General features: G+C 72.4%; 12 protein-coding genes and 1 pseudogene. 9 read left to right on the top strand and 4 right to left on the bottom strand.

Annotated features, from left to right (window positions below):
• The 8 genes from FK498_RS13605 to FK498_RS13570 all read left to right on the top strand — a co-directional run.
• On the top strand, positions 1-480 hold a 480-nt coding region (locus FK498_RS13605), incomplete at its 5' end, for an endoribonuclease YicC domain-containing protein (protein ID WP_141855423.1).
• Positions 473-1,102: a guanylate kinase gene (gene gmk / locus FK498_RS13600; protein WP_141855421.1), complete on the top strand. Its 630-nt coding sequence runs from the start codon at positions 473-475 to the stop codon at positions 1,100-1,102. The genes FK498_RS13605 and gmk, both read left to right, overlap by 8 nt.
• A 28-nt stretch (positions 1,103-1,130) precedes the next feature.
• Positions 1,131-1,832: a tellurite resistance TerB family protein gene (locus FK498_RS13595; RefSeq protein WP_141855419.1), complete on the top strand. Its 702-nt coding sequence runs from the start codon at positions 1,131-1,133 to the stop codon at positions 1,830-1,832.
• The gene (locus tag FK498_RS13590; RefSeq protein WP_141855417.1) at positions 1,829-2,464 is read left to right on the top strand and encodes a ribonuclease HII; all 636 of its coding nucleotides are present in this window, start codon (positions 1,829-1,831) and stop codon (positions 2,462-2,464) included. The genes FK498_RS13595 and FK498_RS13590 overlap by 4 nt, the downstream gene beginning before the upstream one ends.
• A gap of 63 nt (positions 2,465-2,527) precedes the next feature.
• Positions 2,528-3,628 (top strand): DNA methyltransferase, encoded by a 1,101-nt coding sequence (locus tag FK498_RS13585; RefSeq protein ID WP_141855416.1) that lies wholly within the window; start codon positions 2,528-2,530, stop codon positions 3,626-3,628.
• A gap of 172 nt (positions 3,629-3,800) precedes the next feature.
• Positions 3,801-4,709, top strand: coding sequence for a sulfite exporter TauE/SafE family protein (locus tag FK498_RS13580; protein WP_141855414.1), 909 nt, complete (start codon positions 3,801-3,803; stop codon positions 4,707-4,709).
• Positions 4,706-5,440, top strand: a complete 735-nt coding sequence (locus FK498_RS13575) for a TIGR02186 family protein (RefSeq protein WP_141855412.1) — start codon at positions 4,706-4,708, stop codon at positions 5,438-5,440. The genes FK498_RS13580 and FK498_RS13575 overlap by 4 nt, the downstream gene beginning before the upstream one ends.
• A gap of 131 nt (positions 5,441-5,571) precedes the next feature.
• Positions 5,572-6,081 carry a universal stress protein gene (locus tag FK498_RS13570; protein ID WP_141855410.1) on the top strand — a complete coding sequence of 170 codons (510 nt, stop codon included), beginning with the start codon at positions 5,572-5,574 and terminating at the stop codon, positions 6,079-6,081.
• Positions 6,082-6,093: 12 nt separating this feature from the next.
• Here FK498_RS13570 and FK498_RS20225 read toward each other — a convergent pair.
• The 4 genes and pseudogenes from FK498_RS20225 to FK498_RS13545 form a co-directional block, all read right to left on the bottom strand.
• Positions 6,094-6,801, bottom strand: a pseudogene (locus tag FK498_RS20225) (hypothetical protein); the annotation flags it as partial.
• Positions 6,802-7,211: 410 nt separating this feature from the next.
• On the bottom strand, positions 7,212-8,123 hold the full coding sequence (locus FK498_RS13555) for an ABC transporter permease (RefSeq protein ID WP_141855406.1): 912 nt from the start codon (positions 8,121-8,123) through the stop codon (positions 7,212-7,214).
• Positions 8,124-8,126: 3 nt separating this feature from the next.
• Positions 8,127-9,080, bottom strand: coding sequence for an ABC transporter permease (locus tag FK498_RS13550; protein ID WP_141855404.1), 954 nt, complete (start codon positions 9,078-9,080; stop codon positions 8,127-8,129).
• A 44-nt stretch (positions 9,081-9,124) separates the two neighbouring features.
• Complete coding sequence (locus tag FK498_RS13545) at positions 9,125-10,741, bottom strand: ABC transporter substrate-binding protein (RefSeq protein WP_141855402.1); 1,617 nt, start codon at positions 10,739-10,741, stop codon at positions 9,125-9,127.
• 174 nt (positions 10,742-10,915) lie between these two features.
• Between FK498_RS13545 and FK498_RS13540 the strand changes: the two genes are divergently transcribed.
• Positions 10,916-11,329: aspartate/glutamate racemase family protein (locus tag FK498_RS13540; protein ID WP_237560944.1), on the top strand; the 414-nt coding region annotated here is incomplete at its 3' end.

The raw sequence follows: 11,329 nt of genomic DNA, 5'->3' as shown, positions 1-11,329 counted from the left end.
GCGTCCTTCCGCGTCGCGATCGAGGCGCTCGCCGCGGCACGGCGCGAGGAGGGGGCGCGCATCGGCGCGGTGCTGGCGGCGAAGCTCGCCGAGATCGAGGCGCTCGTGGCCGCGGCCGAGGCCGATGCCGCCACCCAGCCGGCGGCGCTGCGCGAGAAGCTGGTCGTGGCCCTGCGCGGCCTGCTCGACCAGGTGCCGCAACTGCCGGAGGAGCGGCTCGCGCAGGAGGTCGCGCTGCTCGCCGCGCGCGCCGATGTGCGCGAGGAGATCGACCGGCTGCACGCGCACATCGCCCAGGCGCGCGCGCTGCTGGCCGAGGGCGTGCTGGTCGGGCGGCGGCTCGACTTCCTCACCCAGGAGTTCAACCGCGAGGCCAACACGCTCTGCAGCAAGGCGGCGGCACCTTCGCTGACCGCGACCGGGCTCGCGCTCAAGGCGGCGATCGAGCAGTTCCGCGAGCAGGTGCAGAACCTTGAGTGACGGGATCGCGCGCCGGGGCCTGCTCCTCGTCCTGTCCTCGCCCTCGGGCGGGGGCAAGACCTCGATCGGGCGGGCGCTCAGGGTCACCGACCCCAATCTCGGCCTCTCGATCTCGCTGACCACGCGGCCGCCGCGCGCGGGCGAGGTGGACGGCAAGGACTACCACTTCGTCGACGACGCGGCCTTCGACGCCGCGCTGCGCGAGGGGCGGCTGATCGAGCACGCCGAGGTCTTCGGCGCGCGCTACGGCACGCCGCGCGCGCCGGTCGAGCAGGCCCTCGCCGAGGGGCGGGACCTGCTCTTCGACATCGACTGGCAGGGCACGCGCCAGTTGCGCGGGGCGCTGCCCGAGGACGTGGTCTCGGTGTTCATCCTGCCGCCCTCGATGGCCGAGCTCGAGCGCCGCCTGCGCGCGCGCAGGCTCGACGACGAGGCCACCGTCGCCCGCCGGATGGCCCGCGCGGCGGCCGAGATCGGCCACTGGGACGAGTACGGCTACGTGGTGGTGAACCGCGACTTCGACCTCTCGGTGGCCGCGGTCCGGTCGATCCTGGCGGCGGAGCGGCTGAAGCGGACGCGCCAGACCGGGCTTGCTCACTTCGTCGCGGGGCTGCTGGCGTAGCGCGCGCCGCCGCGCCATGTTCGGCGCCATGATCGACCCCAAGGCCCTCCTCGACCGATTCCTCGGCGCCGGCACGGCCGAGCGTGCCGCCGGCGCCCTCTCCAGCGCCGACCAGAAGCTGTCCGGCATGGGCGTGCCGGGCGGGCTCGCCGGCGCAGCGGCCGGCGCCGGCATCCTCGCCCTGCTGGTCGGCGGCAAGGCGGGCAAGATCGCGCGCTACGGCGGCGCGGCCGCGCTCGGCGCGCTCGCCTACCGCGCCTGGCAGTCCTGGCAGCAGGGCCAGGCGGCGCCGACCGCGCCGCCCGCACCGGGCGAGATCGCCGCGACCGATGCGCGCTTCCTGCCGCACGCGACCACGGGAGCGGACGGCCAGCCCTTCGCGCTCGCGCTGATCCGCGGCATGATCGGCGCGGCCAAGGCCGACGGCCACGTGGACGCCGAGGAGAGCCGGCGCATCTTCGAGGCGGTCGAGCGTTCGGGGCTCGGGCCGGAGGAGAAGGCGGCGATCTTCCAGGCGATGAACGCGCCCTCCGATCCCGGGGCGATCGCCGCCGCCGCCGCGACCCCCGAGCAGGCGGCCGAGCTCTGGCTCGCCGCGCGGCTCGCCGCCACCCCGGACCACCCGGCCGAGCGCGCCTATCTCGATGCGCTGGCGCATCGCCTGAAGCTCGATCCGGGGCTGCGCGCCGCGCTCGAGAGCCAGGCCGCGGCCGCGCAAGCGGGCGGATGAGGCGCCGGCCGGACCTCCTGCTGGAGCTGGAGGCCGCACCCGCCGGACGGGTCGCGGGGGTGGACGAGGCGGGGCGCGGCCCGCTCGCCGGGCCGGTCTTCGCCGCGGCGGTGATCTTCCTCGTCCGTCCCGATCCGGAACTCGCGCGGCGGATCGACGACAGCAAGCGGATGAGCGGCGCGCAGCGCGAGGCGGCGTATCGCCTGCTGGAGGCGGGCCGGCGCGAGGGACGGGTGGCGATCGGCGTCGGCGCCGCCTCCGTGGCCGAGATCGGGCGGCTCAACATCCTGCAGGCGACATACCTGGCGATGCGGCGCGCGGTGTCGCGGCTCTGTCCCGCGCCCGACATGATCCTGGTGGACGGCCATCGCGGCCCCGCCTTCGACTGCGCGGTGCGCTGCGTGGTCGGCGGCGACCGCGTCAGCCTCTCGATCGCCGCCGCCTCGGTGGTGGCGAAGGTGCTGCGCGACCGGGCGATGCGCCGCCTCGCCGCGCGCTGGCCCGCATACGGCTGGGCGGCGAACTGCGGCTACCCGACGCAGGCGCACCGGGCGGCGCTGGCGGCCTTCGGCGCGACCCCGCATCACCGCCGCGGCTTCGCTCTCGTGGCGGCGACGCTCCGCGCCGATTGACGCGGACTCCGTCGATTCGCAGGATGCGCGCTTCGCCGCCGTCCTGGCGGCGCCGAGGATCCCATGGGCCGCCAGCTCGACCTGCCGCTCGACCGGGTGCAGCGCGGCGACTGCATCGCCGTGATGCGGTCGCTGCCGCCCGCATCCGTGCACGCGATCTTCGCCGACCCGCCCTACAACCTCCAGCTCCAGGGCGAGCTGCGCCGGCCGGACGATTCGCTGGTCGATGCGGTGGACGAGGCCTGGGACCGCTTCCCCGACCTTGCCGCCTATGACGCCTTCACCCGCGCCTGGCTCACGGAAGCGCGCCGCGTGCTGCGCCGCGACGGCACGATCTGGGTGATCGGCAGCTACCACAACATCTTCCGCATCGGCGCGATCCTGCAGGATCTCGGCTTCTGGATCCTGAACGACATCATCTGGCGCAAGGCGAACCCGATGCCGAACTTCCGCGGCCGGCGCTTCACCAACGCGCACGAGACGCTGATCTGGGCGGCCTGGGACCGGGATGCGCGATATCGCTTCAACTACGAGGCGATGAAGGCGCTGAACGACGAGGTGCAGATGCGCAGCGACTGGACGCTGCCGCTCTGCACGGGGGCGGAGCGGCTGAAGGGACCGGAGGGGCGCAAGCTGCACCCGACGCAGAAGCCCGAGGCGCTCCTGCATCGCGTGATCCTGGCCAGCACGCAGCCCGGCGAGACCATTCTCGATCCGTTCTTCGGCACCGGCACCACCGGGGCGGTGGCGCGCCGGCTGAACCGGCGCTTCATCGGAATCGAGCGCGAGGAGGCCTATGCGGCGGCGGCGGAGGCGCGCATCGCCGCGGTCGAGCCGGTGGCGGACGAGACGCTGACGGCCACGCCCTCCCGGCGCGAGGCACCGCGCGTGCCGTTCGGCGCGCTCCTGGAGGCGGGGCTGCTCCTGCCCGGGGCGGTGCTGTGGGACCGCCACCGGCGGGTGCGCGCGGAGGTCGCCGCGGACGGGACGGTGCGGACCAGGACCGTTCGCGGCTCGATCCATCGGGTGGGGGCGGCGGTGCAGGAGGCGCCGTCCTGCAACGGCTGGACCTTCTGGCACTACGAGGAGGACGGCGTCCTGCTGCCGATCGACGTGCTGCGGGAGCGGCTGCGGGCGGCCGGCGGGGCGTCCGCCTCGGACTAGAGGGGGCGTCGCGGCCGGCGCGGGGACCGCCGGCAGCCGCCCTCGCGAGGAGGGCGAGGGCACCGCGACCCGTCACCTTCCCTTTTCAATCCTTCCTTAGTCGCGCCCCTTTTACCTTGTTCCCTGCGCGCGCGCGGCCCACTCTGCCGCGCGTGCGCGCGGGTCGTTTCGAATGCAGGTCTACCTCCCTCTCGCCGAGATGTCCGTCGATGCCCTGCTGGTGGTGGGCATCGGGCTTGCCGTCGGCCTGCTCTCGGGCCTGTTCGGCGTGGGCGGCGGCTTCCTGATGACGCCGCTCCTGATCTTCATCGGCATCCCCTCGGCGGTCGCGGTCGCGACCTCGGCCAACCAGACCATGGGCGCCTCGATCTCCGGGCTGATCGCGCATTGGCGCCGTGGCAACGTGGACGCCAAGATGGGCGCGGTGCTGACGCTCGCGGGCCTTGCCGGCTCGGCGGTCGGCGTGCGGCTCTTCGCCCTCTTCCGATCGCTCGGCCAGCTCGACCTGGTCGTGGCGCTGTTCTACGTCGTCGTGCTCGGCATCGTAGGCTCGCTGATGGCGGCGGAGAGCGTGCGCGCGCTCCTGCGCCGGCGCCGCCAGGTGCGCCGCCGGCTGCACGAGCATTTCTGGATGCACGGCCTGCCGCTGAAGATGCGGTTCCGGCAGAGCAGGCTCTACATCAGCGTGATCCCGCCGGTGATGATCGGCTTCGGCATCGGCCTTCTCTCGGCGATCATGGGCGTGGGCGGCGGCTTCATCCTCGTCCCCGCGATGATCTATCTCCTCGGCATGCCGACCGCGGTGGTGATCGGCACCTCGCTGTTCCAGGTCGTGTTCGTCACCGCGGCGGTGACGGTGATGCAGTCGGTCAGCACGCAGAGCGTGGACGTGATCCTGGCGCTGATGCTGATGGCGGGGGCGGTCGCGGGCGCGCAGTTCGGCGCCGCGATGGGCTCGCGGCTGCGCGGCGAGGAGACGCGCGGCCTGCTCGGGCTGCTCGTGCTCGCGGTCGCGCTCGAGCTGGGCGTCGCGCTGTTCCGCCGCCCCGAGGCGATGTACGTGGTGGAACCGCTGCTGTGAGCCGCGCGCGCCGCCTCGCCGCCGCCGTCCTCGCCCTGCTGGCCGCGGCCCCGGCGCCGGCGGCCGCGCTGGTGGCGGAGCTGTCGCAGCGCGAGATCGCCGTCACAACCGGCTTCACCGGCGCCGAGCTCCTGGTGTTCGGCGCGAAGGAGACCGCGCCCGCCGACCTGATCGTCGTTGTGCGCGGCCCTGCCCTGCCCTTCGTGGTGCGCCAGAAGACGCGGATCGCCGGCATCTGGGTGAACGGCGCCTCCGAGATCTTCAATACCGCGCCCACCTTCTACGCGGTGGCCTCGACCCGGCCGCTCGCCGAGATCCTGCCGGAGAGTGAACGCGAGCGGCTCCGGCTCGGGCTCGATGCGCTGCCGCTGCGCCCGGAGGGCCCGCGCGACGAGCCTGCGTTCCGCGACGCCCTGATCGCGCTCAAGACCGAGGCCGGGCTCTACCGGCAGGACGACGACGGCGTCACCCTGGTCGGCGAGCGGCTGTTCCACGCCCGCATCTTCCTGCCGCCGACCGTGATCCCCGGCCCCTACCGCGTCGATGTGCTCGCGGTGCAGGATCAGCGCATCGTCGCGGCGCGGGACATCGCTCTCGTGGTGCGCCGGGTCGGCACCTCGGCCGAGATCTGGCGGTTCGCGCACGAGCAGCCCTGGCTCTACGGTTTCGGCGCCGTACTCGTCGCGGCGCTGGCGGGCTGGACCGGCAGCGTGCTGTTCCGGCGCGGCTGATCCCGGGCCGACACAGGATCGACCTCTGCCGGCCGGGTATCTTCCTCCGGTTTCGCGCACGGCCGCCCCACCACCCCCGCGCGCCATGCCGGCTCGCACACCGGCCGGCGGGCCGCGTATGATCCGCGGCCATGACCGACGAGATCGCCTCCAAGACGACCGACCATGCGGCCGCGCGGCGCGACCGCACCTTCCTCGTGGTGGTGGACGACAGCCCCGAACGCGCGGTGGCGCTGCGCTACGCCGCCCTGCGCGCCGCGCGCGGCGGCGGCCGCGTCGCGCTCCTGCGCGTCACCGAGCCGCCCGGCCAGACGGAATGGGCGGGGGTCGAGGAGATGATGCGCGAGGAGCGCCGCGCGGAGGCCGAGCAGCTGCTGCAGGGCCTCGCCGCCGAGGTGAACCGGATCACCGGCACGATGCCGGTGCTCTATCTGCGCGAGGGCGAGGCGCGCGACGAGCTCCTGAAGCTGCTCGCCGAGGAGAAGGGGATCAGCGTGCTGGTGCTCGCCTCCTCGACCTCCTCCGAGGGACCGGGGCCGCTGATCACGGCGCTCACGGGCCGCTACAATCGCCAGCTCCGCACGCCGCTGGTGATCGTGCCGGGCGGGCTCTCCGAGGATGAACTCGAGACCGTGACCTGACGCGCCCCAGGCTCAGGACCCATTGGTCTGCTTTGCGGCGACGCGGGCAGGCGTGATCCTGAACGGGCCGGAAGTGCCCTCGTGTCCGTCCCGTTCCTGCTGACCCCGGCGCGGATGCGGCGCATCCGGCGCCGCACCAAGGGCGGACCGGACTCGACGCTCCACGCCGTCTGCGACGGCCAGGGCCGGCCCGGTGTCATGATGCTCTCCGCCGGGCAGATGAACGACCGGAGGGGGGCGCGCCTTCTTGCGCCGGTGCTGCCGCCGCCGCGCGAGCCGATCGCCGAGCGCGGCTGCGGGACCGAAGGTGCCCAGAGGACACGGCAATCCCTTCCGCGCGGCGTCGGCTGAGCGTGGGATCGCGGCCCGCATCCCGCCCCCGAGAAACGCAAGACGCCCCTCCCCTCCGATGCCGCGCTCCATCGCCAACACCATCGCATCGAGACCGTGTCCGGCCAGCTCAAGGATTGGCGCCGCATCGCAACGCGCTACGACCGATGCGCCACCACCTCCTTCGCCGCCATCGCCCTCGTCGCCATCGCCCTCGCCGCCATCGTCACCGTCTGGCTGAACCAATGAGCCCCGCGCCTGGCGCGGCAGCTTCCCGGCGCCGTCGCGGTCCCGCACGTGGGCCGGATGGAGGATCACGGCGAGCAGCATGCCGATGGTATCGATCAGGAGATGGCGCTTGCGGCCGACCACCTTCTCGCCCGCGTCGTAGCCGGACCGGTCGAGCGCACCCCCCTTTGCGCACCCTTCGCCGTCTGGCTGCGGCCTTCGGCCGACCGTCGGTCTCCGATAGCGGGAGGTCCTTCGGCCGCACCGCCCACTGGCAGCCGGTCGAGAGCACGGAGAAGATCGCGTTCAGTACCTCGCCCCATCCACCGTGCGAGGCCGGCCGCTGCGTTGCGCCGGCCGGACCAGCGGTGCCGCCAGCGCCCGTTCCGCATCCGTCAGACCGGACGGGCGGCGCAGCCCCCGCCGATCCGCCGCGCGCCGATGCTCCACCGTCCACGCCATCCCGCCGCTCCCGCGAATCGTCCTGACAGCAGGCGAATCACAGACGACCCGAACGGCGCAACTTCCTCCCGGATGGTCTCTCAGACTCCACACTTGCGGTCCTCTTCCCTTCAGGCCCGCACGTCCATTGCCTGGCGGAGTCCGTCAGAAAGCAGGTTGAAGCAGATCGAGGTGGCGAAGATGCAGGCCCCCGGCAGCATCGCGACCAGAGGGTTGATGTAGATCGCCGTGCGCAGCGTGTTCAGCATCAGCCCCCATTCCGGCTCCGGCGGCGTCACGCCGAGGCCGAGGAAGGAGAGGCCCGAGGCCAGGATCATCGAGACCGAGATCAGGCTCGTGGCGTAGACGAAGATCGGTCCGAGCACGTTGCCGAGGATGTGCACGCGGATGATGGTGAGCGGACCGGCGCCCGAGGCGCGCGCCGCCTCGACGAAATCCAGCCCCCGCACCCCGGTCGTGACGCTCTCGGCGACCCGAATCACGGGCGGAATGAACACCAGGGTCAGCGACAGGATCGCATTGATGGTGCCCGCGCCCAGCGCACCGGAGATCGCGATCGCGAGCAGCACGGAGGGGAAGGCGTAGAACACGTCGGTCGTGCGCATGATCAGCATGTTCACCGCGCCACCGACATAGCCGGCCAGCACGCCGAACAGCGTGCCGATGAGGAAGGCGAGCACCACCGGCGTGATGCCCATGAACCAGGAGAGCCGGCCACCGTAGAGCAGGCGGGTGAGCATGTCGCGGCCGAGCTCGTCGGTGCCGAGCAGGTGGTTCGGCGTGCCGACGGGGCGCAGCCGGCGCAGCATCGAGCCCTGGTAGGGGTCGTGCGGGGCGATCAGGTGGGCGAAGACGATCGCAAGGAGCATCGCGATCAGGATCAGCGCGCAGGCGATGGTGACAGGATCCCGCCGCAGTCGCTTCCAGACCCCGGCCCAGTAGCCCTGGCTCTTGCGCGCGGCCTCGCGCGCCTGCACGGCCAGTTCGGCGGCGGCGGCGGTGCGGGCGATGCCGTCGGCCAAGGCTCAGCCCCGCCTGATGCGCGGGTCGAGCGCGGTCTGCACCAGGTCGACCAGCAGGTTCAGCGCGACGAAGAACATCGCGAGCACGAGGATGGTGGCCTGGAGCACGGGCAGGTCGCGCTGGAAGATCGCGTTGTTGAGCAGCAGCCCCGTGCCCGGCCAGGAGAACACGGTCTCGACCAGGATCGATCCGCCCATCAGGTAGCCGAGCTGCAGCCCCATCACGGCGATCGTGTTCGGGGCGGCGTTCTTGACGACGTGCCAGAACACGCCCCGGCCCGTCAGTCCCTTGCCGCGCAGGGTCTGGACGAACTCCTGGTTCAGGATCTCGGCGACGATGCCGCGCACGGTGCGCGTGACGATTCCCATCGGGATCACCGAGAGCGTCACGGCGGGCAGGATCAGGTGCTGGATGTGCTCCCAGTCCCAGGCCCAGTCCGCCGATCCGCCAGGACCCGCGCCCATCGCCGGCAGCCACGGCAGCTGCACCGAGAAGATCACCACCAGCACCATGCCGAGCCAGTAATGCGGCACGGAGACCCCAGCGACGGCGAGGCCGACGGCGATCTTGTCGATGAAGGTCCCCTGGAAGCTGCCCGCGAGCGCGCCCAGCACGGAGCCGAGCACGAAGCCGATCAGCGCCGCGGTCAGCGCAAGGCGCAGCGTGTTGCCGATCGCGACCGAGAGGTCGGACCAGACGCTGCGGCCGGTGGCGAGCGAGGTGCCGAGATCGCCGATGCTCACCTTCGCCAGCCAGATGCCGAACTGGACCGGCAGCGGCCGGTCGAGCCCGTAATCCTTGCGGATCTGCTCGACGAGTTCCTGCGGCGCATCGGCCGGCACGATCGCATTGATCGGATCGCCCGGCGCGATATGCACCAGCATGAAGCAGACCAGCCCGACCGAGAGCGCGATCGGGATGGCGTAGAGGCAGCGGCGGATCAGGTAGAACAGCATCGCCGGTCAGGGGCGGCGCGGGTCGCCCCGCGCCGCCCACACGCTCACTGGATGTAGGGCAGGGTCAGATCGACGAACCAGGACTGCGGCTGGACGAAGCCGCGCACGCGGGGCGACATCGCGCGCGGGGCGACGTCATGCGCGATCCAGATGAACAGCGCCTCGTCCACGCCGGCCGCGTGCAGCTTCGCCAGCGCCGCGTCACGCGCCGTAGCGTCGAAGCTGGTGCGCGCCTCGGCCACCATGGCGTCGAAGCGCGGATCGCTGAAGTGGCCCCAGTTGTTGGAGACCGGCGGGGCCATCTTGCTGTCCCAGAACCGCACCATGGCGAAGAACGGATCCATCGCCGCGAAGGAGACGTTGATCGCATGCGCGCCGCGCGCGGAAGGGTCCTTGCAGCCGCGCCGCCAGTTGGTGAACAGGGCGTTCCATTCGATCACGTCGAACTCGACGTTCACCCCGATCTCGCGCAGGTTCTGCTGGATGAACTCGTTCATCGGCAGGGGCTGCATCTGGCCGGAGCCCGAGGCCGAGATCTGCACCTTCAGCGACAGCGGCCGCTGCGGACCGAAGCCGGCCTCGGCGAGCAGGCGCTTCGCCGCCTCCGGATCGTACTTGATCTGGAACGATGGATTGCCCCACCAGGGATGGCCCGGCTGCACCGTGCCGACCGCCGGCACCATCAGCCCGCCCAGCAGCGTCTTCAGCCCCTCGCGGTCGATGCCGAGATTGATCGCCTTGCGGATCCGCACATCGGCCAGCGGGCTGCCCTCCGCGAAGCAGGGCTGCCAGGGCCAGACATGCGGCTGGGCGTTGCTCTCGATCCGCATGCCGCGGGCGCGGAGCTGCGGGATCGCGTCGGGTGCGGGCGCCTCGATCCAGTCCACCTGCCCGGAGAGCAGGGCCGCGGTGCGCGCGTTCGCCTCCGGGATCGGCAGCAGGACGATCCGCTCGGCCCTGGCCTTGTTGCCCCAGTAGGCATCGTTGCGCACGTACTCGGCGCGCTCGCGCGGCACGAAGCGGCTCATGCGGAACGGACCGGTGCCGGACGGATCGGCCGCGAAGGCGTTCCAGGCCGCCTCGGCCGAGGCGGCGGCGGCGCGCTTGCGCTCCCAGTGCGCGGGCGAGGCCATGAACAGGTTGGTCAGGTTGATCGGCAGGAGCGAATCGGGCTCGGAGGTGTAGAGCGCGACCGTGTAGTCGTCGATCCTCTCGGCCCGGCGCAGTGTGGGCATGCGCGTCGCGGTGACGCCGACCTGGCGCGGGTCGAAATGCGGCGCCTCGCGGTCGAGCACCTTGCGCACGTTCCAGACCACGGCGTCCGCGTTGAAGTCCGAGCCGTCGTGGAACTTCACCCCCTGGCGCAGCCGGAAGATCCACTTCGTCTTGTCGTTCGCATCCACCGCCCATTCGGTGGCGAGCGAGGGCACCAGCGGGGTGGCGCGGTCGCCGCGCGTCAGGTCCCACGCGGTCAGGCTGTCGTAGAGCGGGATGCCGGTGAAGCGGTTGCCCTCGAAGCCCTGGTCCGGCTGGCCGTGGGTCAGCGGGATGTCGGCCGCGGTCATGCCGATGCGGATCGTGCCCTGGGCTGACGCCTCGAGCGCGTGGGCGGCGGGCAGCGCCGCGCAGGCGGCGGCGAGCAGCAGTCGTCGCAGTGTCATTGCACCCTCGTCCCCGTTTGTTGAGCCTCTGGAAGCGCAGCGTTCCAGGTTGCGGCCCGTCTTGGCAAGCCCCATGCCACGCGCAGGGACCCTTGCCGGCCGATGGCCGGCAGGGCTCTGCTGGGCGGCTGCTCACCGCGTGGGCATCCTGCCCCGCAAACCGGCGGAGAGGCGATGCGGCTGCTGCTGATCAACGGCAACACGGATGCGGCGATGACCGCGCGCATGGTGGCGCTCGCCCGTGCCGCCGCGGGCGCGGGCGTGGCGATCGAGGGCGTGACCGCGCGCTTCGGCGCGCGCTACATCGCCACCCGCAGCGCGGCCGCGATCGCCGGCCACGCCGTGCTGGACGCGCTCGCCCACGCGCTCGTCGAGACGCCCGTCCCGGATGCCGTGCTGCTCGCCTGCTTCGGCGACCCGGGCATCGCCGCGCTGCGCGAGCTCTCGCCGGCGCCCGTGGTCGGCATGGCCGAGGCGTCGCTCCTCACCGCCGCGACGCTCGGCGGGCGGATCGCGCTGGTGATGGCGCTCGTTTCGTTCCTCTCGACCGTCGCCTTCGCGCGCTATGTCGAGTGGGTGGCGTTCCGG

Source organism: Elioraea sp. Yellowstone, assembly GCF_006704265.1.
GTDB lineage: Bacteria > Pseudomonadota > Alphaproteobacteria > Acetobacterales > Acetobacteraceae > Elioraea.
This window is presented reverse-complemented; position numbering and strand designations above follow the sequence as displayed.